We start from the raw sequence: 20,730 nt of genomic DNA on the forward strand, positions 1-20,730 counted from the left end.
CATGAGGAAGATATTGATGCGCCTATTTCCGCGCAAGCCGTTTATCAAAAGCACACTGACACCCGTAATTACCATGGCGGCAGTGAGTTGTATTTCTATTTCAGCTATTGCTAGCGAATTTTCTCCCAATTTCAAAAATACGGATATGGGTGAGTTTGTTAATATTGTTGGGAAAAATTTAAAGAAAACTATGATTGTTGATCCCAATGTTAGGGGCAAGATCAATGTGCGTAGTTATGATGTGTTGACTGAAGAGCAATACTATCAGTTTTTCCTAAACGTACTCGAAGTATATGGCTTTGCAGCGGTTAAGATGGACAACAACATCATCAAAATTATTCGTAATAAAGATGCTAAAACGTCGTCAATTCCTGTAGTTGGTAATAATGCGACTATTGCGGGTGATGAAATGGTGACCCGTGTTGTTGAAGTAAAAAATGTTACTGTGCGCGAATTAGTGCCTTTGCTTAGACAATTGTCTGATCAAGCAGGTGGTGGCAATGTTGTAAATTATGACCCTGCCAATGTCATTATGCTGACCGGATCTGCGGCGGTAGTAAATCGGTTAGTCAATATCATTGAACGTGTCGACAAAGCGGGCGATCAAGACGTTCAAATTATCAAGCTCAAATATGCTTCAGCCTCAGAAATGGTCAGAATCATTGAGGCAATGAATAAAACAACCCAAGGGAAACCAGGTACGCCGACCTTTCTTATTCCAAAAATTGTTGCTGACGACAGAACTAATAGCGTGATTGTTAGCGGTGAAGGACAAGCCCGTGAACGAATTGCAAAGCTCGTTGCGCGCCTCGACAGTGAATTGGAAACCAACGGCAATACCCGAGTTTACTATCTAAAGTATTCGAAAGCGGAAGATTTAGTTGATGTCTTACAAGGGGTCAGCGAGTCGATTCAAGCAGAAGAGCAGGCAGGTACATCGACTAAAAGAGCCTCTAAAAAGCGCAACATCAGTATTGACGCCCATAACGACACCAATACGTTAGTGATAACTGCACAGCCTGATATGTTACGTTCACTTGAAGCGGTCATTCGTAAGTTAGATATTCGCCGTGCACAAGTGTTAGTCGAAGCGATTATTGTTGAAGTTTTTGAAGGTGACGGCGCAAGTTTAGGGGTTCAGTGGTATCATGAAGACGCTGGTTTTACCCAGTTCACCAATGGCCCAGCACCCATCAGCAGTGTTGCTGCAGCAGCACAGTTAGCTCAAGGTGAAAAAGGCACAACCGTAACCACAATTGATGGTAATGGTAACCCTGTGACCACAACCAACCCGGATACTGATGGTGACTATTCTGCGTTGGCAAGCGTTTTAGGTGGCGCCAGTGGCATGATGCTTGGCTTTGTTGATAACGATTGGGGTGCCATTATTCAAGCGGTAAATTCTGATACCAATTCAAACATTCTTTCAACACCGAGTATTACCACACTTGATAATGAAGAAGCTTACTTCATTGTGGGTCAGGAAATTCCGATCATAACGGGCTCAACCACAGGTAGCGATAACAGCAATCCATTCCAAACGGTTGATCGTCAAGAAGTGGGTATTAAGTTGAAAGTGACGCCGCAAGTTAATGAAGGCAGCGGTGTGCAATTAACCATTGAACAAGAAGTTTCTTCTGTCAGTGGTACGACTGGAGTCGATATATCCATAAATAAACGTGAAATTAAAACCACGGTGATGGCGGATAATGGTGCAACCGTAATTTTAGGTGGCTTAATTGATGAAGACGTGCAAGAAAGTCAGCAAAAAGTCCCATTCTTAGGTGACCTACCTCTAATTGGTGCATTATTCCGTTCAACCAGCAACAGTGTACGAAAGCGTAATTTAATGGTCTTTTTACGTCCAACAATTATCCGAGATGGAAATCTGATGAATCAAGTGACTCGGGAAAAATATAACTATATTCGAGCCGATGAACTACGTAAGCAAGAGTTAGGTTTGAAGTTGCTGGACGATGAAAAGTTACCGTTATTGCCAGACTGGAATGAATCACTTGTGTTACCGCCATCTTTCGATGAGTACATGGAAGATAAAGAGCAAAACAAAACGCAGCAAGACAAAGAGCAGTAATCGCAATGCAAGAACCTGTTGCTGAACATTCAGTATTAGAAAGTGATGATGTTGTCGCGCCGGAGGCTGTAACGCCCAATACCGTGCAGTTACCTTTTTCGTTTGCAAAACGATTTCTGGTCTTGCTAGAAAAAGACCAACATGGCTACATTTTACAATGTGCGGAACAAGTCACGCTTGAAACCATCGCCGAAATACGTCGCTTTTTGCAACAACCATTTCGTGTACAAAAAAATAGTACGTCAAAATTTGAACTGTTGTTAACGGAAGCCTACCAGCGTGACTCGTCCGAAGCGCAGCAAGTAATGGAAGACATCGGTAATGAAGTGGATTTATATTCACTAGCAGACGAAATGGTTGAAACCGAAGACTTACTTGAAAATGAAGATGACGCGCCGATTATTAAACTGATCAATGCTATGCTCAGCGAAGCAATTAAAGAAAGTGCTTCCGATATTCACATTGAAACCTTTGAGCAGGTATTACAAATTCGCTTTAGAATTGACGGTGTTTTACGAGAAGTATTAAAGCCCAATCGTAAATTAGCTTCGTTACTGGTCTCGCGTATCAAAGTTATGGCAAAACTCGATATCGCCGAGAAGCGCATTCCGCAAGATGGCAGGATCTCGCTTCGTATCGGTGGTCGTGCTGTAGATGTTCGTGTTTCAACCATGCCAACCGGCCATGGTGAGCGTGTGGTTTTACGTTTATTGGATAAAAATGCTGCACGCCTAGATTTGCAAGACTTGGGGATGACAGATAAAAACCGTGAGTTATTTTCCGCACTGATTGATAAGCCACACGGTATAATTCTGGTGACCGGTCCAACAGGCTCCGGTAAAAGTACTACCTTGTATGCTGGACTTACCCAAATTGATCATAAACAGCGCAATATCTTGACTGTAGAAGACCCCATTGAGTTTGCCATAGAGGGGATTGGTCAAACACAGGTTAATACCAAGGTTGATATGACATTTGCTCGTGGACTCAGAGCAATTTTACGTCAAGATCCAGACGTAGTGATGGTGGGTGAAATTCGTGATCTAGAAACCGCACAAATTGGTGTACAAGCCAGTTTGACTGGGCATTTGGTATTATCAACTTTGCATACTAATACAGCAGCTGGCGCCATTACAAGAATGGAAGATATGGGTGTTGAGCCATTTTTATTATCTTCCAGTTTACTGGGCGTGTTAGCGCAACGTTTAGTGCGAACTTTATGCCCATATTGTAAAGAAAGCCACTTACCAAGTGATGACGAGCGTCAATTGTTGTCTCTTGATATCAGCAACAGCAGTCCAATTTATCGTGCCGTAGGGTGCAGTGAGTGTAATTTTAAAGGGTACAAAGGGCGTACCGGTATTCATGAGCTTATCGTTATTGATGATAAGGTCAGAGAGCTGATTCATGACGGCAAAGGTGAGCAGGCGATTGAAAAACTTGTTCGTCACAAGACTCCCAGTATCAGACAAGATGGTTTTGACAAAGTAATAGCAGGTTTCACAACGTTAGAAGAAGTGCTCCGTGTCACTCGTGAAGATTAAAGGAAAAGTCAGTGGCAGCATTTGATTTTCAAGCCGTAGATAGCAATGGAAAAACCCAAAAAGGGGTGATCGAAGGAGATACTCCTCGCCACGTGCGCAGTTTGTTGCGTGATCAAGGTTTAATGCCTGTTGAAGTTAATTTGAGCTTGAAAAAGCAAAAGCAGATCAGTGGAAAAAAAATTGCTAGAGGTAATAAAATCTCAGCGGCAGATTTGGCATTAATCACTCGGCAACTAGCCACATTGGTAGAATCAGGCTTGCCGATTGAAGAGTCGCTGATGGCGGTGGCAGAGCAGAGCGAGAAAAACAGCCAAAAAAGTATGATTATGGCAGTGCGGTCGAAAGTCACTGAAGGTTTTGGACTAGCTGAAAGTATGGCTGAATTTCCCGATGTATTTTCTCAGCTTTATCGCGCCATGGTCGCAGCAGGTGAAAAATCAGGTCACTTGGATAATGTACTCAATCGCTTGGCCGATTATACCGAACAGCGACAACACATGCGCTCTCAACTAGTTCAGGCTTTGGTTTATCCTATTATTATGACCATAGTGGCGATTGCCGTTATCGTTATATTGTTAACCTCTGTTGTTCCCAAAATTGTCGTGCAATTTGAACATATGGGACAAGGGCTACCTGATACCACATTAGCACTAATTGCCACCAGTGAATTTATGCAGAACTATGGACTGGTTATTATGGTCTTATTAATGTTGAGTTCAGTTCTGTTTAAGCATTTAATGAATAAACCAAAGCTAAAATTTGGTTTTCATCAAAAATTATTGGCAATGCCACTAGTAGGCAAAGTGGTCAGAGGCTTGAATACAGCTAGATTTGCTCGTACTTTGAGTATCCTGACGGCGAGTGCTGTGCCGTTGCTTGAAGCGATGAAAATTGCTGGTGAAGTGCTGGATAATTTATATATCAAACAAAAAGTGGCGGAATCTGCTGATATGGTGCGAGAAGGCTCAAGTTTACGGGTTGCGCTTGATCAAACCAAACTGTTCCCGCCCATGATGTTGCATATGATTGCCAGTGGCGAAAAAAGTGGTGAGCTTGAACAAATGCTCGGGCGCGCAGCGGATAATCAAGATAATGAGTTTGAAGCGTTAATGAACATCTCAATCAAAGCTTTTGAACCAGCATTAATGGTTTCAATGGCCGTTGTTGTTTTATTTATTGTTTTAGCAATATTACAACCAATATTGCAGTTAAATACCTTAGTAGGAAGTTAGTTATGACTATGTACAAAGCCAAGCATCAAGGCTTCACGTTAATTGAAATCATGGTAGTGATCGTGATTTTAGGAATTCTAGGCAGCTTTGTTGTCCCCAACATAATGGGCAGCCAAGAAAGAGCTAATTTGCAAAAAGCCGTGTCTGATATTAACGCACTTGAAGCATCTTTAAAGATGTACAAATTAGATAATTATAAATACCCAAGCACTGAGCAAGGCATTGAGTCGTTGGTCACAGCAACAGACATTGAGCCGTTACCTCGCCGCTTTCCTGAAGAAGGATATATAACGCGCTTACCAAAAGATCCGTGGGGCAATGATTATCAACTATTGAATCCGGGTGAAAATGGCAAAATCGATGTTTTCACTATGGGCCCAGATGGCGAAGCAAGTACCGATGATGATATTGGTAATTGGAATTTAGCAGACTACCAGTAAGTAAGCCGTTATCATACGAAGGCTAACGAAAATGTTGGCCTTTTTTCTTTCACTTAAGTGGTTTGCCAATATGTTCCGTCACTCGTCAGCTAAGAAAAAGCCATCACAACAAGGTTTTACCTTGATTGAGATCATGCTGGTGCTGGTCTTAATTGGAGTGATGGTTTCACTAGTACAGTTTACTTTTCAAGGAAATAAATTAGAGCAAGACTTAAAAAAAGTAAGTAAACAATTTATAGGTTCGTTTACCATCGCGGCTGAATATGCCTTACTCAATAACCTAGAGTTAGGTGTCTTAGTTGAAGAAGATCATTATCAATTTTTAGGATTTGATGGTGAAAACTGGCAAGCTATTTCAGACAGTGATTACTTGAAAGATTACCGATTGCCAGAGCATCTTAAAATGGCGGTCAACCTGGAAGGCTTGGAGGTAGACGAGCAAGCGTTATTCGATATCGAAACCTTTGTTAAAGACGATGAAGGGTTATTTAATAATGGTGAGAGCTTTAAAGACAGTGATGAAGAAAAGAAACTGATCCCACAAATATATATTTTATCTGGTGGCGAAATTACGCCATTTGAGTTGAACTTTATGCCAGCCGATGAGCTCGATGATGACTCGGATATTATGTATCAAGTCATTGGTCAATATAGTTTACCTTTGCAGCTACTAGGGCCAGAGTCTTAGTGAATTGTAATCTATCTGCTCGGGCAACGTCTAAAGGCTTATGCAATCATAAAAAATCAAGCCCTGTATTTGGCTTTACCTTAATTGAGGTGATGCTGGCGATGGCCATTTTTGCTATCGCTGGTGTGGCGTTATTGGGCTCAGCTAAAAATAGTCTATCGAATTTTGGCCAATTGGAACAAAAAACGGTGGCTCAATGGGTAGCGTCTAATCAACTAGTAGCCGCCTCATTAGTCTCAGAATGGCCCCCTAAAAACAACCTCAAAGGAAAAGTAGAAATGTCGGGCGTGACGTGGTTTTGGCGTCAGAAAGTTGTACGTACTACCGACAAAAACATGCGTCAAATCACCATGGAAATTCGCATAAATGAAAAAGATGAACAACCCATCACCAGCTTAGTCACTTTTATTGCGAAGAGCGGAAAATAGTATGGTTCGCCAAGGCTTAGTTCATCACCGTCTAGGTTTTACGCTGATTGAGTTACTGGTTGCGATGGCGATATTTTCGGTGATCAGCTTGACCAGTTTTACGATATTATCAACGGTGATCACCAGTGATGAAACGTTAACAGCTAAAAACCAACGATTAAACGCACTAGATAGTGCTTTTATCGTTATGGAGCGAGATTTCCTTCAACTGGCAAGACGCACCGTACGGCTAAACGGTGAAGCTCCAATATCGGGCTTTCTTCACTTAGATACTGATGGTATTTTTTCAGAAACCTCAGGAGTCGCTTTTGTTCGTGCCGGTTGGACAAACCCTGGATTATTACTGCCGCGCAGTAACTTACAACCGGTGGTTTATCAATTAAAAGACAGTCAAGTACAGCGATTATTTTTCAATTTTGTAGACAATGTGGTTGGGGAAGAACCAAAAACTAGGGTATTGCTTGAAGAGGTTGATGAATTAGCCTTTGAATTTTATTATCAAAATAAATGGCAAGAAAGCCTCAGTAGCGAAAGCTTACCACAAGCAATTGCGGTGATTATTAGCTCCAAAGATTTTGGCGAGATCAGGCGTCAGTTTTTATTGCCTGCGAGCGCAGATGTTGAGCTTCAAGATGAAGGGAGTGGTAATGGTTAGTCATTCAACTCACCGTCAACGGGGTATTGCTTTAATCACTGTCATGCTTGTCGTGGCACTTGTGGCTATTGTAGCTACCGAAATGAGTGGTCGATTAATGCTGCAAATGCAACGCAGCGCCAATATTCAAATGAACCAACAAGCGTTTTGGTATGCCATGGGGGCCGAAGCGTTTGCTAAACGTGTGATCATCCAAGCACAAGAAGAAAATGAAAAAGTGACACACCGAGAGCAAAATTGGGCGCAAGGGTATCAAAATTTTCCGGTCGATTTTGGTGAAATTTCTGGCGAAATAAAAGACTTACATGCCTGCTTAAACCTTAATGCATTACGTGAAGAAGGCAATGAAACCCCAAAAAATGGCAACGTCAAAAAAGCGCCAGCAAAGGCCGCACTTGAAGAGCTGATCGTCAACTTAAATATAGAAGGTGTTGGGCAATTTGAAGCAGAATACATGTCAGACAGTTTAAGCGATTGGCTAGACAGCAATGACGGGATTGCTAGCGCTGGAGGCGCTGAAGATAATGACTATGCGGCCAAAGAACACCCTTACCTCACCGCCAATCATTATTTGGCTAACGTTAATGAATTACGACTGGTCGAGCATTTTAGTGTACCAGTTATTAATGAACTTAAAGCCCATGTCTGTGTGATCCCGCAAAGCAATATTCATAAAATTAACATCAATACACTTGACGCCGAACATCCTCAATTACTGCAAAGCTTACTGGGTATTGATGCCCAAAAAGCCGCGGATATATTAGCCGCCAGAGATGATAAAGGGTTTGAAACTATTGATGAATTTTTTAATTTACCTGAAGTCACATCGGTTAATTTCACCGATGATCAAAAACAACAGTTTGTAGTTGATAGTGAATATTTTAAACTGGTAGCCAATACACGCTTTAGTGATAGCTATTTTAGCCTTAATACCACGCTCAAAGTGGTGAGTAACAATGAAGTGGCTGTACTCAGTCGCACGATAGGACGTTTCAATGAGTGAAGTGTTATATATTCGACTCAATAGCCACGCGGATGCGCCCATCTGGTGGTTAATTTGGTCAAATGTCGAAAGAGAAATCATCGCCAGCGGAGAGTTGTTATCAGCTGAACAGCTTTCAACACTGTCAGATAAGGCGGATCACCGCAAAGTGGTTGTGATTGTACCGAGCCAAGACGTTACTTTGAAGTCAGTAAATGTGCCAGGTAAATCAAGTCGTGCACACAAAGCTGTAGTCCCCTACATGCTTGAGGATGAACTGACCGAAGACGTTGATGAGTTGTTTTTTGCCTATAGCAACACTAAAATTGCTGATGAAGATAATAATTGTTTTATCGCAGTGGTTAAACGCCAATTGTTTAGAGATTGGCTACAGTGCCTACAAGCTGCCAATATTAAGTGTCAGCTAATGATACCTGAAATTCTGGCGATGCCATTAGAAGCTGACGGATGGAGTGTCGCCCAAGTTGATGAGCAAATTATTGTGCGTCAAGGTCAGTGGCGTGGCATGACACTTGATACGAGTTTGTGGACGTTTGCTTGTGAGCAGTGGTTAATGGAAGATGGCACTCCTAGTATCGCTAGCTATACCACCCTACCGAACACTCCCGAAGGCTTAGTTGTTGAACAAAAGCCCCAGGAAATGCTACTCACTTTAATTGCTCAGTCAGGGCAATCGCAGTTCAACTTGCTACAAGGTGAATTTTCAGTAAAAGATGATCGTTCGCCCATTGTTAAAACATGGGCTATGGCGGCAGGCATTTGTTTGGTAGCGCTCTTGCTGTCGTTGGGCCAAAAAGGCGCGGCGTTATTTCAGCTAAAAGCCCAACAAGCCCAAATTGAACAGCAAATTATTGATACTTATATCGGGGCTTTTCCAGAGACCAAACGAGTGCGGGTTTCAACAATAAGATCACAACTTAAAAGGAAGATGTCTGGTATCGGCAGTGGCGTAAATGAGCAGAGCTTCTTGATGTTGCTATCTAAATTAGGAAATGCTTATACGCAGGTGCCTACCTTTACCACAACGTCAATAAAGTTTGACAGTAAGCGTGGCGAAATCCGATTAACGGCGAGTGCACGTGATTATCAAGCTTTCGATAAGTTTAAAGGGGAGCTTGAAAAAATGAACTTGCTTGTCACTCAAGGTGCACAAAACAATCAAGGTGATTTAGTGACAGGATCATTGAGTATTAAGGAGCGTTCATGAAACAGTGGTGGACACAACTTGCAGAAAAAGAACAACGATTACTGATGTTGATGTCAGTCTTTGTTGTGTGCTTTCTATTCTATCATTTATTATGGCAGCCAGTGAATGAGGGGCTTGATAAAGAAAGTAAAAAGTTAGCACGACATCAAGCATTGCTCAGTTATGTTGAGCAACATACTTCTCAATACCAGGCGGCCTTGCGCAGTGGCGGCAACAGTAAAGCTACGGGTAGCTTGTCGAGCATCGTTAACCGAGTCGCAAAAGCTCATCAGATCAACATTAGCCGCGTTCAACCACAAGGGGATGATATTCAAGTATGGATCGAACAAGTCGCCTTTAATCAGTTGTTGTTGTGGTTGGCGGATCTGACTGAAAAGAATGGTTTGCAGGTTAAAACAATAGACATCAGTGAAGGGAATGCAGAAGGGGCAGTCAACATTCGTCGCCTTCAGTTAGGAAAAATGTAATGAAAAAAGTGGTCACCGCAGTCGCAGTCTTTATTGCGGTTTATACGGTTTTCTTGGTTGTAAATGCGCCGGCATCAATATTAACTTACGGGGCTAAACTCCCTAAAAATATTGCGCTGCATAACTTTTCAGGCACACTTTGGCAGTCACATGTGGAACGTGTGGATGTTGATAAATTCAGCGTATTTGATGTCAATGCACAGTTGAGCCCTTTATCACTTGCACTTCTTACTCCAACAGTGAAGGTCACATTTGGTGGTGGATTGTATGAAGGACCTCAAGGGCAAGGCGTTATATCAACTGATGGAGAGCGCATTGATATTATAGGCGCTGAACTAGAAGTGGCGGCAAATACCATCGCTCCCTTTATCAACTCACCCATTCCCGTACAAGCGTTTGGGCTAATCAGAGCCAATATCGAACGATTTGATTATCAAGCAGGTCAGTGTAGCAATGCCAGTGGCCATGTTAAGTGGCTAAATGCAGCACTTTCTGCAATGGGCGAACAAGTAGAGCTTGGCCAGTTTGATGCGGAACTTGCTTGTGTCGATAACTTGTTGACGTTGAACATTCAACCAACGAATAAACTTGGTTTGTCTTTTTCTGGTCAACTCATGAAAAACGGTCGTTTATCCGGCAGTGGGTTTATCAAGCCTGGAGCTGGTTTCCCCAGCAAGTTGCGTGAGTTATTGTCATTTTTGGGTAAACCAGACCAGCAAGGTCGCTATCGCATTCACATATAGCAGTTCTATTGAACGAACTTAGTGTCAATAGGCGTGGCTTTTATACCTTCGACTAAACAATTAAAATCAGTAATGGCCAGAAAATTATCGACTTCTTTGGCGGCTTGTTTGCTGTCAGGGTTGGCGACAGCCAATAAATGTTTGATGCCAAATTGCTGTGCGGATTGTAAAATATTAATGCTATCGTCTACAAATAGGGTGCTATTAACATTGAAACCTACTTCTTTTTGCAACTTTCTCCATAGCTCTTGTGATTCTTTAGTCACGCCAAACTGATGAGTTGAATAGAGTTTGTCAAAATACCTATCGAGCTGAGTGCGTTCGATTTTTAACGACAGACTGTCAGGGTGTGCATTGGTCACCAAAATAATGTTTCGACCACTGTGCTTTAGTGCGACCAGAAAATCGTGTGCATCTTCTCGAAGTTGAATTAAATGCTGAATTTCTCGCTTTAATGCACTGATCGGCAACTGTGTTTGCTCTGCCCAATAATCCAAACAATACCAGTCAATTGTGCCCTCTACTTTTTGGTAATGGGAGGTCAATTTGGCCTTGGCTTCACGCAATGAAATACCGGTCGATTCAGCGTACTTTTGCGGTAAATGTACTAACCAAAATTGGTTGTCAAAATGCAAATCAAGGATGGTGCCATCCATGTCGAGTAAAACGGTTGAAATTTCTGACCAATCAAGCATAGATTTATACCTAGAAAACATCTTATTATGGCATTATAACGAATCAATAGCCGATCAAAAAAGCACTGATTGCAGCTAAGTTTAATTTCCTGTGTTTTAACTATAAAAATGACGCGTTAATGAAAATAAATAAAAACGTATTGCCGAGCATAAATCAAAGAACACCTGTGGCTAAAAGTCGACTGTTTGCGATTGAGCAAATTGACTTAACCTTTTCAAATGGCCAGCAACGCGAATATGAGCGCATGATGGGCTCCGGTCGAGGTGCGGTCATGGTAGTGCCAATGTTAGATGACGATACTATGCTGCTAGTCAGAGAGTATTGCGCCGGTACGCACAGTTATGAATTAGGATTTCCTAAAGGATTGATTGATGCCGGAGAACAAGCGGATATTGCTGCCAACAGAGAGCTGCAAGAAGAAATAGGTTTTGGGGCGCGCACATTAACTCATCTTCACCAAGTCAGAATTGCGCCGGCGTTTTTTGATGCCAAAATGGAAATTTTTGTCGCGACAGAACTATACGCATCGAAACTAGAAGGGGATGAGCCTGAGCCGATGGAAATCGTAGAGTGGAAATTGTCGGATTATAAAAGTCTGCTTGCACAAGAAGACTTTAATGAAGCGCGTAGTATCGTTGCATTGATGATGTTAAGGGATAAAGGAGTGAATAATGCCTAATGAGCGTTTACTTAATATAGCCCTTGAAAGTGCAAAAATGGCGGGTAAAGAGGTCATGAGCTATTACCAAAAAGGTAATTTTACCGCCGAAATGAAAGCTGATGACAGTCCAGTAACCAGTGCTGATTTAGCGGCCAACACGGTGATCATGGAGCAATTAAAATCGTTAACGCCTGATATTCCGATCATATCTGAAGAAGTTGGTGCGGTTGCATTGAGTGAGCGACAAAGTTGGCAACGTTATTGGTTACTTGACCCAATTGATGGCACAGGAGAATTCATCATTGGCAGTGGCGATTTTGCAGTCAATATAGCACTTATTGAAAATGGCTGGCCCAGCATTGGCGTCATTCACGCCCCAGATCATTGCTTAACTTATTATGGTCAATCAGGCCTAGGCGCTTTTAAGGACAACAGCCAACAGAGCCACCAGATTCACGTCACTCCTTATGAACCTGGTCAGAATGTCCGCGTGGCGATTAGTCGTCGACAAGAGCTAAGTTTAATGGGGCAATATTTAAGTTCATCATTTGACTACGAGCATATTGCATTAGGCTCGTGCTCTTTGAAAAATTGCCTCATTGCAGAAGGTGGAGCGGACTGCTATTTACGCATTGGGCCGACTGGAGAGTGGGACACTGGTGCGAGTCAGTGCATATTGGAGCAAGCGGGGGGCAAGATTTTGGACAGTGAGTTTAATCCACTTAGTTATAACAAGCGTGAATCTCTACTCAATCCTGACTTTATGAGTTTAGGTGCTCAGGCGTTTCCATGGCAGGATATTGTTATACCCCATCGAGCGGATCGCAAATACTAAAAAACAATGAAAACAAAAAAATAACACATTAATTTAAGGGTTTTATCATGAGTGTACGTGCAATTATCATCGCGTTCTGTTGTAGTTTATCGATTGCAATGCCAGCGTTAGCGGCGTGGCAGCTGGATAATGAAAAATCAACGTTGAGCTTTATCAGCATTAAGAAAAATGACATAGCTGAAGTTCATCAATTTAACTCGTTGTCAGGAGAGGTTGATCAAAGTGAAATAAAGTTTGTTATCGACTTAGCCAGTGTTGACACCAAAATTGCACTACGCGATCAAAGAATGCGAGATTTTTTATTTGAGACCAACAAATTCGCGCAAGCAACATTTAGCGCAAAACTAAATAATATAGATTTAACTACAATGAAAGTGGGGACAACAACGTCTATGTCCTTGCCGGGAAAAATACAATTGCACGGTCAATCTCAGTCAATCATCATTGAGATCGTTGCAGCAAAACTTAGCAATAATCGCGTGATTGTATCGGCAAAGCAGCCATTATTGATTAGGGCGCAAGATTTCGCTTTAATCGCAGGTATAGCAAAGTTGCAGTCACTAGCAGGCTTGCCAAGTATTAGCAATACTGTGCCGGTTACATTTGTGTTGCAGTTCGAGCGAAAATAAATGTACTTCACTGATTTGAGTGCTTAAAGTGAGTTGGTTTCCCTTTAACCAGCGCTAACCAAACCTAGTTATTATTAACGTAAGAATAAAAGGCATCAACATGCACCTATCGCTTCGGTTATTTCTGATAATCGTTGCGTTAACTGTCTATCCTCGAATTTCTGTTGCTGACAATAGTAAATTCGATCAACAGTTAGCCGACATCCAGCGTTTAGACGACAAAGCTCTTGTTTTGTCAGAACTCGCAACGCTCATGCAATCCGCTGATCTGGTGGCGAGTCAAAAATTCTCAGTTCATTTAGCCATCATGTTTACTTATCATGAACTCAATGATTTAGATAAAGCGCTGGCGCAAGCTCAAAAGTCACAAGAATTTGCTAGCAATGTAGGTTTAAAAAAAGAAGTAGCAACGGCGCATAAAATGATCGGTGCAATGCACTATTACCGTGGCGAGAATAAAGCGGCGATAGTATCGTATGAAAGAGCGTTAGAAATATTCATTGAAATGGAATTACCCGTATATCAAGCCAATTTACATAATAATATGGCACTGGTTTATACCACAACGGGTGAAATAGCAAAGGCCCTTCAGGCATATCAAACGGCAGAGCCGCTTTATCAAAAATATGGTGATGAAGAAGACAAAATTGATATTCGCTACAACATTGCGGGCCTGCATATTCGGTTAAAAAAATTCGATATAGCGATTGATATGTTGCATGAAGTAATCGAGAAGCGATTGCAAATGAGTGATGATGAAGATCTTGCTAGTGCTTATGCAGACATAGGTGTCGCCTATAAGCAAGCGAGACAATTCAAAAACGCTGAACATTATATGAATAAGGCGATGGATTATTATCTAGGCCAAAAGAACTTTTATCAGGTGACCTCGCAATATCAAAACCTATCTGATTTATATAATATTTCTGGCGAATACGAGAAGGCATATGATTACGCGCTTAAAACCATAGAACTTAGTCAAAAAGTCGGTCATAAAAAAGCGTTTGTTGGCGGGCTTTATACTCATGCCACATCTCTGTTTCAGCAGGGTCAGTTAGACGACGTGATCGAGCAGCTGGCACTGTCTACTCAGAAAGGCCAAGAAATAAACTATAAGCCCCAGATTATTGAAAATCTCGGGCTAAGCGCTCTGGCTCTTGCAGGTAAGCAAGATTTCACTAAATCATTGAAAGTTTATCGCGAGTATTTACACGAAAAACACAAATTGGTGAATCTTGCATTAGATCAGCAATTGGCTCAGTTTGAAGTGCAGCAACTAACCAATCAGGTTCAAGAACTGGAGCAAAATAAAAAGTTTCAATTGTTAGAGCAAAAACAACAGCGTCAAGCGTGGAAAAATACGGTATTCGCGAGTGTTGCAGGCGCCCTGTTGATATTTTTTTTATATCGACGTCATGCGTTTAATCGTCTCAAACAAGATCTTGAAGTCAAAGTTAAGCAACGCACAATGGAATTGGAAGTCGCCAACAAAAGGCTGACAGAATTAAGTTTCCTTGATGGCATGACGGCGTTGTATAACCGCCGCAGTTTTGATGTTGATATGGCTGAAGCTTGGCAACGTCAAGCGAAAGATGGCGAAGCCTTTCAATTAGTCATTGCCAGTGTTGATATGTTTCATCAGTTCAACAGCAATCATGGACACCTAGCGGGTGACGATCTATTGAAAAAAATCGCTGCTCTGTTTAGAAAACACGTGCGTAGCCAAGATCGAGTTTATCGGTTCACCGGCAGTGAGTTTGCTGTACTTTGTTTAAGTTGTGAGATGACAGTTGCAACTGAGTTGTTTGAAGATATCCTATCTAAAGTGGCCGCACTTGACATTCCCCATGACGGCAGTGATTACAAAGTAGTCACAATGAGTGCAGGTATTTGCCAATCAGATGATCATGTTTTATCAACAGAGCAGCTAATCGACCGTGTCGACCAGCGCCTATACATTGCGAAGAAAACAGGAAGGAATCAAGTGATTAATCAGGTCGTAAAAGCAACTTAACAAGATGCAACGCCGTTTTTTTTGCTGAAAGAGTTACTCATGGTTGTCTTGATTGAAGTGTTCTTTGGGCATGATATTTACGGTTTCATGTAATTCTGAATAAACCAAAACGGCACTGCCGTTTTGTAACTGCAGCTTTACCTGCGCAATTTTATCCGCAATGGCGACGTCTTGTGCTCCATACTCTGTTCCTTCACGCAGTACGAATTCCTTGATGATATTTTCAAGAATTTCAGGCGCTACTTGCTCAATGGGGATGATCATAAATGCTGCTCCAAATAGTCGGGAATACGCTTGTCTAACCAATACAATGGCTTCATTGGATTACGGCCTGAGATGAAGCCTACATGGCCCCCTTTTCGGCAAACTTCAAAGGTTAAATGTTCAGGTAGTGGTTGATGAGGAACAATGGTTTCATGATCTAAAAATGGGTCATCTGCTGCATGAATAAATAAGCTATTGTTTTTGATGTCACCAATAACAAACTTTCCACTTGCTTGGCGATAATAATGCTCGGCACCTTCAAATCCATTGATAGGGGCAGTGACATGTTGATCGAAATCCCACATTTTAGTGATGCTTGATAAATGTATTGAGCAAACTTGCGGCAGCAAATTCATTTCCATTTTTTCACGAGTGGCCGTTTTTAGCATATCAACAAGATATTTTTGATAAATCTTTGAAAAGCCTCTGCCGATTTTCTTGCTACAACTTGATAGATCTAGTGGTGCGCAAATAATGCAAGCGGCTTTATACGGATTTCCAGGGACTTGAGCTAGATAACGCGTCAATACGTTCCCACCTAAAGAAAACCCTACGACAGACAATGGTGCATTAGGGTAATGTTGTTCAAGCCATTGGGTGAGATAATTTATATCACGAGTGTCGCCTGAGTGATAAGAAGGTCCTTGACGATTAGGTCTACCACTACAGCCTCTAAAATGCATTAGTACGCCAATCCAGCCTTTCGCTGTAATGGCTGTTAATAAGCCTTTAGCGTAATGGCTATCCACAGAGCCCGCTAAGCCGTGCAATACTACAACAATGGGTTTGGTAGTACTTTTATCAGGAATTTGAGTCCAAACCAAATCGATAAAATCATTATCTGGGGTTTCCAGTGTTTCAACATGACCGTTAAAAACCAGCTTTCGTCTAAGCCATTTGGCAGCGATAGTTTGAACGTGTGGGTTAGAAAGCCACCATGCAGGTTTAAAGTCGCTATTTACCACCATGAAAATATCCAGTCCTTAAGGTTCATAATTCATAAAAAAGCTCGCCGATTGGCGAGCTTGATATTATAACCTCGATGTAACCGATTAGACTACTTGATTAATCAGCAAGCCTTTTCTTGCTTCTTCATCGTCTTTTTTGGCAACAATAGATGCTTGCAATAGTACATTCAATTGCTCTTGGTTAGTCGTTGTCTCAGCAAAATCGGTATCTTCGATACGAGATCTTGAGTTGCTAACATTGACTACTGAAGTGTCATACGTACTGACTTGGCTAGATAAGCCGCTACTGTTTGCACCAAGTGCGACAGCTTCTTCGTTTACAACTTCCAGTGCAGTGTTAATAGAGTCTTGTGTTGTACTGGGATCTGATGCGTCTAGTGGTGCAAGAAAATTTGGATCGCCCAACACTTCGCCCGCTAGGGCATTTATTTGCTCGGTCAGTTCGTCTAGCTCATTTTGAATTGCATCAGAATCATTCAATGGACTACCTGAGGCAACACTCAATTCATTGGCACGTTGCAAACTATCATTGATCGCGGTTAGTCCACCTTCTTGAACAGTGTTATAGTTGATTTGATCCTGGGCGTTTACACTGAGCTGCGCATTTTCATTGATTTCAGCAGTTAATCGGCTAGCGATTTGCAAGCCGGCAGGGTCGTCATCGGCACCATTAATTCGTTTTCCCGACGCAATTTTCTCGTCTTCTTCTTCTCGCTGTTTTTGCTGTTGAGAAATTAAACTCAATGAAGCTGACGTTTGATTAACAGATAACTCCATAATACCACCTTATAACATTTACCAGCCTTAATTATAGCAAACTAACACACAACAAATGGTTAATATTTGTACATTTTGGGGGAGGGGACATTTTGGTATTATTTTTGTTAATAAAAATAAATAATTACTTGTCTTCGGCAATATTTTTTAGGAAGTAATAAACGTAAAATGAGCAAATTCCCAGCACTATAGCTAGACCAGCCATTGAAAACCAAAATACAGGATCGTTAGCAAAACTCTTAAGTAATTCCATGGTGAACTCCTTATTTAATGTTCTATCTCATTTTAAATAAGGAGTTGTTGCGAAGTTGTGATTCAGATCAAATCTAGTAATAAAAGTAGGGTTATTGGTTATTTATTCGCGTTTTTCGCTTTCATCTCTGCTTGAGCAATTAAATTTTGATACAATATTTCAGCCTTTTCTCGCGCTTTCTCTATTTGGGTATTGCCTAAGTTCCGTTCGTCTAATACTCGACTTGTTTCTGCTGGTGTGTAGCCATTTCGAGAAGAAATAATGTTCCAAATGTAAGACTCTTCAATACTCTTATTAACACCTAACCCTTCAGCATAAAGTAAGGCAAGGTTAAACTGAGCCAACGCATAATTTTGTTTGGCTGCTTTTTCATAGCTTCGCGCCGCATTCTTAAAATCTTTGTATGTACCTGTGCCATTGGCATACATTACCCCAAGATTAAATTGAGCACTTGCCAGCCCTTTATTTGCGGCGGCTTTGGTGAGTTCGAACGCTTTAGCTTCGTTTTTGGCAGTGACGTCTCCTTCACTGTACATCAATGCTAGTTCAAACTGAGCATCGGGGTAATTTTGATCTGCAGCTAATGTTAATAATTCAAATGCTTTTTTAGGGTCTTTCTTCATGCCCCAGCCGTTTAAGTGCATCATGGCCATTTGATACTGTCCAGGTGCATACCCTTCCTCAACTAAAGGCGTAAATTCGGTAATTGCTGCTTTAAATTGCCCGCGATTGAGTTCATACATGCCCTGTTTTAAATCAGCAGCCACGCTAACGTGAGTAGTAATAGCAATCGTGCAAAACGAAATGATCGACAGTATCTTTTTCATCGTAATTCTCTTTGTTGTCAGCAATGCTTATCTTTTAGTGTAGCAAAGAGCTGAGCGGTTTGAATTTTCTATCAAGACAAATGGTTAATTAATCATTTAAACTCGACATAATTTGGTCTATTTGTTCTTCCAAATCAAGCCATTGTAGCTCATGTTCAGCAATATTCTCAGTTAATTTACCTTGTGCTTTTAGCAGCCGGGAAAGCTCCGCCTTGTCGTCTGACTGATAAATGCTGCCGTCAGCTAATACGGACTCAATTTCATCGAGTTCTTGCTGCCATTTTTCCATTTGTGCATTGATTTTATCGACTTGCTTTTTTAGCGGGGCTGCTTTTTTTCTCAACTCCGCTTGCTGCTGGCGTATCGCTTTTTTATCAACGGTTGGAGACTTTTCAATAGTCGATGCGGTTGCGGCTTTTTTATCCTGATGTAACCATTGATGATAATCATCAATGTCACCGCTAAAATCAGCGACTTTACCTTGACCAACAAGTAAGAACTCATCAACACATGACTCTAGTAAATAACGATCATGAGCAATTAATATGATAGCTCCATCAAAATCCTGTAGCGCCATGACAATTGCCTGGCGCATTTCTAAATCTAGGTGGTTGGTCGGTTCATCGAGTAATAACAACTGTGGCTTGGCTAGCACAATCATGGCTAGTACTAAGCGCGCCTTTTCTCCACCAGACATGGTGTCAATTACAGACAACGCTTGATCGCCACTAAAGCCAAACCGACCTAAAAATGACCGCGCTTCTAATTCGGTAAACTCAGGCTTCTCTCTGATGATATGCTCGATGGCTGTAGAATTTGAATGTAATTGCTCAAGCTGGTGTTGAGAAAAGTAGCCTATTTTCAATTCTTGGGCTGAAAAACGTTTTCCGGCTAATAATTGGATTTCTCCGGCGAGCGTCTTAATTAACGTTGATTTACCAGCACCATTGCGTCCTAGTAGGCCCAAACGTGTTCCTGGTACTAAAGTAATATTAACGTTAGCTAGTATTTTTATATCGCCATAGCCACAATTAGTATCAGTAAGTGAAAGTAGTGGGTAGGGCAGATTTTCTGGTGTTTCAAAGCTAAAGGTAAATTGCGAATCGACATGTGCCGGCGCTAAATCAGGTAATTTTTGAAGGCGCTTTAATCGACTTTGGGCTTGTTTAGCTTTACTGGCTTTTGCGCGAAAGCGGTCAACAAATTTGGTTAAGTGTGCTACTTCTCGTTGTTGTTTCTGAAATTGCGCATCTTGTTGAGATAAGTGTTCTGCGCGCTGACGTTCAAACGAGGTATAATTGCCCGAGTATAGCTTTGCTTTTTGTTGTTCAATATGCAATATTTGACCGATGACATCGTCAAGAAAGTCACGATCGTGAGAAATTAGCATCAACGTACCGTCGTATCGTTTTAGCCAATTTTGCAGCCAAATTACTGCGTCCAAATCTAAATGGTTAGTCGGCTCATCAAGCAACAATAAATCAGCGCGGCTGATCAAGGCTTGGGCAAGGTTGAGTCGCATGCGCCAACCACCTGAAAAACTCTTCACAGGTAAGCTTAATTGTTCTTGTAAAAAACCTAAACCATGGAGTAATTCGCCTGCTCTTGCGGCAAGGCTGTAACCGTTTATTGCATCAATTTGATTGATGATAATGGCTTCTTGATTACCGTTATCGGTCGCACGAGCTTGTTCTAGCTCTTGTTCTAATGCTCTATATTCTTGGTCGCCGTCAATGACGTAATCTAGTGCTGACTTATCAAGCGCGGGTGTTTCTTGTTTTACTGTGGCAATCTTCCAGCGACTAGGCAAGTTAAGATTACCTTGATCAGGTGAAAGATGGCCCAATAATACCGAAAACAATGATGACTTTCCGCAACCATTTGCGCCAACCAGCCCAACTTTGTGGTTGGCATGAATAGCAAAGTTAGCATCAATGATTAGATTTTTAGCGCCGCGATTTACGCTAAGGTTATTAGCAGTGATCAATCCACTGTCCTCAAATTTAATAATGGTACTATTGTCCTTTTCCCACAGGTGACATTCAAGTTAAAATAACGAGGAATGGCTATCAAAGAGATATAATGTGAAAAAACGATTTATCGCTGGAGCAATATGCCCCAAATGCAAAGCTATGGATACTATGGCTTTAACGAAAGAAAATGCTGTCGAAACGGTAACGTGTGTTCAATGTGGCGAAACCATGTCACAACCTGAGGCGCATGTTGAAAAAGAAGTGCGTGACCAAGAGCAAGTCATTGGCATTTTCAAGCCTGAATAGTTTATAGGTGGTTTATCCTTTTCGAGCA

Annotated in this window: 23 protein-coding genes; 16 read left to right on the forward strand and 7 right to left on the reverse strand. The window is 41.6% G+C overall.

Annotated features, from left to right (window positions below):
• Positions 1–16 precede the first annotated feature (16 nt).
• The 11 genes from gspD to QUE03_RS01890 are packed head-to-tail and all read left to right on the forward strand — an operon-like array spanning position 17 to position 10,499.
• Positions 17–2,092, forward strand: coding sequence for a type II secretion system secretin GspD (gene gspD, locus QUE03_RS01840; RefSeq protein WP_434019803.1), 2,076 nt, complete (start codon positions 17–19; stop codon positions 2,090–2,092).
• Positions 2,093–2,097: 5 nt separating this feature from the next.
• Positions 2,098–3,636: a type II secretion system ATPase GspE gene (gspE, locus tag QUE03_RS01845; protein ID WP_286264517.1), complete on the forward strand. Its 1,539-nt coding sequence runs from the start codon at positions 2,098–2,100 to the stop codon at positions 3,634–3,636.
• A gap of 11 nt (positions 3,637–3,647) precedes the next feature.
• Positions 3,648–4,868 carry a type II secretion system inner membrane protein GspF gene (gene gspF, locus QUE03_RS01850; RefSeq protein ID WP_286264519.1) on the forward strand — a complete coding sequence of 407 codons (1,221 nt, stop codon included), beginning with the start codon at positions 3,648–3,650 and terminating at the stop codon, positions 4,866–4,868.
• A 2-nt stretch (positions 4,869–4,870) separates the two neighbouring features.
• Positions 4,871–5,308 (forward strand): type II secretion system major pseudopilin GspG, encoded by a 438-nt coding sequence (gspG, locus tag QUE03_RS01855; RefSeq protein WP_286264522.1) that lies wholly within the window; start codon positions 4,871–4,873, stop codon positions 5,306–5,308.
• A 31-nt stretch (positions 5,309–5,339) separates the two neighbouring features.
• Entirely contained in the window at positions 5,340–5,996 is a 657-nt protein-coding gene (gene gspH / locus QUE03_RS01860; protein WP_286264524.1) for a type II secretion system minor pseudopilin GspH, read from the forward strand.
• Positions 5,996–6,424: a type II secretion system minor pseudopilin GspI gene (gene gspI, locus QUE03_RS01865; RefSeq protein WP_286264526.1), complete on the forward strand. Its 429-nt coding sequence runs from the start codon at positions 5,996–5,998 to the stop codon at positions 6,422–6,424. Before gspH ends, gspI begins: the two co-directional genes overlap by 1 nt.
• A 1-nt stretch (position 6,425) precedes the next feature.
• Positions 6,426–7,079 carry a type II secretion system minor pseudopilin GspJ gene (gene gspJ, locus QUE03_RS01870; RefSeq protein ID WP_286264529.1) on the forward strand — a complete coding sequence of 218 codons (654 nt, stop codon included), beginning with the start codon at positions 6,426–6,428 and terminating at the stop codon, positions 7,077–7,079.
• The gene (gene gspK / locus QUE03_RS01875; protein WP_286264531.1) at positions 7,072–8,082 is read left to right on the forward strand and encodes a type II secretion system minor pseudopilin GspK; all 1,011 of its coding nucleotides are present in this window, start codon (positions 7,072–7,074) and stop codon (positions 8,080–8,082) included. Before gspJ ends, gspK begins: the two co-directional genes overlap by 8 nt.
• Positions 8,075–9,289 carry a type II secretion system protein GspL gene (gspL, locus tag QUE03_RS01880; protein WP_286264532.1) on the forward strand — a complete coding sequence of 405 codons (1,215 nt, stop codon included), beginning with the start codon at positions 8,075–8,077 and terminating at the stop codon, positions 9,287–9,289. Before gspK ends, gspL begins: the two co-directional genes overlap by 8 nt.
• On the forward strand, positions 9,286–9,756 hold the full coding sequence (locus QUE03_RS01885) for a type II secretion system protein M (RefSeq protein ID WP_286264534.1): 471 nt from the start codon (positions 9,286–9,288) through the stop codon (positions 9,754–9,756). The genes gspL and QUE03_RS01885 overlap by 4 nt, the downstream gene beginning before the upstream one ends.
• Positions 9,756–10,499 carry a type II secretion system protein N gene (locus tag QUE03_RS01890; RefSeq protein ID WP_286264536.1) on the forward strand — a complete coding sequence of 248 codons (744 nt, stop codon included), beginning with the start codon at positions 9,756–9,758 and terminating at the stop codon, positions 10,497–10,499. Before QUE03_RS01885 ends, QUE03_RS01890 begins: the two co-directional genes overlap by 1 nt.
• Positions 10,500–10,504: 5 nt before the next feature.
• Here the strand turns inward: QUE03_RS01890 and yrfG are convergent, their stop codons facing one another.
• Positions 10,505–11,194, reverse strand: a complete 690-nt coding sequence (gene yrfG / locus QUE03_RS01895; RefSeq protein ID WP_286264537.1) for a GMP/IMP nucleotidase — start codon at positions 11,192–11,194, stop codon at positions 10,505–10,507.
• Between the two features lie 119 nt (positions 11,195–11,313).
• On the opposite strand from yrfG, the gene nudE reads away from it, so the two are divergent.
• The 4 genes from nudE to QUE03_RS01915 all read left to right on the forward strand — a co-directional run bounded on the left by nudE (position 11,314) and on the right by QUE03_RS01915 (position 15,334).
• On the forward strand, positions 11,314–11,874 hold the full coding sequence (gene nudE, locus QUE03_RS01900; protein ID WP_286264538.1) for an ADP compounds hydrolase NudE: 561 nt from the start codon (positions 11,314–11,316) through the stop codon (positions 11,872–11,874).
• A complete protein-coding gene (gene cysQ, locus QUE03_RS01905; protein ID WP_286264539.1) occupies positions 11,867–12,691 on the forward strand; it encodes a 3'(2'),5'-bisphosphate nucleotidase CysQ in 825 nt (274 codons plus the stop codon). Before nudE ends, cysQ begins: the two co-directional genes overlap by 8 nt.
• Positions 12,692–12,738: 47 nt before the next feature.
• Entirely contained in the window at positions 12,739–13,320 is a 582-nt protein-coding gene (locus tag QUE03_RS01910) for a YceI family protein (RefSeq protein WP_286264540.1), read from the forward strand.
• 100 nt (positions 13,321–13,420) lie between these two features.
• Positions 13,421–15,334 (forward strand): tetratricopeptide repeat-containing diguanylate cyclase, encoded by a 1,914-nt coding sequence (locus tag QUE03_RS01915; RefSeq protein WP_286264541.1) that lies wholly within the window; start codon positions 13,421–13,423, stop codon positions 15,332–15,334.
• A 33-nt stretch (positions 15,335–15,367) separates the two neighbouring features.
• Here the strand turns inward: QUE03_RS01915 and QUE03_RS01920 are convergent, their stop codons facing one another.
• From QUE03_RS01920 to QUE03_RS01945, 6 genes are all read right to left on the reverse strand, one after another.
• Positions 15,368–15,598: a YheU family protein gene (locus QUE03_RS01920; RefSeq protein ID WP_286264542.1), complete on the reverse strand. Its 231-nt coding sequence runs from the start codon at positions 15,596–15,598 to the stop codon at positions 15,368–15,370.
• Positions 15,595–16,566 (reverse strand): hydrolase, encoded by a 972-nt coding sequence (locus QUE03_RS01925; protein ID WP_286264543.1) that lies wholly within the window; start codon positions 16,564–16,566, stop codon positions 15,595–15,597. Before QUE03_RS01925 ends, QUE03_RS01920 begins: the two co-directional genes overlap by 4 nt.
• 84 nt (positions 16,567–16,650) lie before the next feature.
• A complete protein-coding gene (locus QUE03_RS01930) occupies positions 16,651–17,343 on the reverse strand; it encodes a flagellin (RefSeq protein ID WP_286264544.1) in 693 nt (230 codons plus the stop codon).
• 124 nt (positions 17,344–17,467) lie between these two features.
• The gene (locus QUE03_RS01935) at positions 17,468–17,596 is read right to left on the reverse strand and encodes a DUF3149 domain-containing protein (protein ID WP_286264545.1); all 129 of its coding nucleotides are present in this window, start codon (positions 17,594–17,596) and stop codon (positions 17,468–17,470) included.
• A 98-nt stretch (positions 17,597–17,694) separates the two neighbouring features.
• Positions 17,695–18,423: a tetratricopeptide repeat protein gene (locus QUE03_RS01940; protein WP_286264546.1), complete on the reverse strand. Its 729-nt coding sequence runs from the start codon at positions 18,421–18,423 to the stop codon at positions 17,695–17,697.
• An 88-nt stretch (positions 18,424–18,511) separates the two neighbouring features.
• Positions 18,512–20,410, reverse strand: coding sequence for an ATP-binding cassette domain-containing protein (locus tag QUE03_RS01945; RefSeq protein ID WP_286264547.1), 1,899 nt, complete (start codon positions 20,408–20,410; stop codon positions 18,512–18,514).
• A gap of 97 nt (positions 20,411–20,507) precedes the next feature.
• Here QUE03_RS01945 and QUE03_RS01950 point away from each other — a divergent pair, with 97 nt between their 5' ends.
• Positions 20,508–20,702, forward strand: a complete 195-nt coding sequence (locus QUE03_RS01950; protein ID WP_286264548.1) for a YheV family putative zinc ribbon protein — start codon at positions 20,508–20,510, stop codon at positions 20,700–20,702.
• The last annotated feature ends 28 nt before the right edge of the window (positions 20,703–20,730 follow it).

The organism is Thalassotalea atypica, assembly GCF_030295975.1.
Lineage (GTDB): Bacteria > Pseudomonadota > Gammaproteobacteria > Enterobacterales > Alteromonadaceae > Thalassotalea_F > Thalassotalea_F atypica.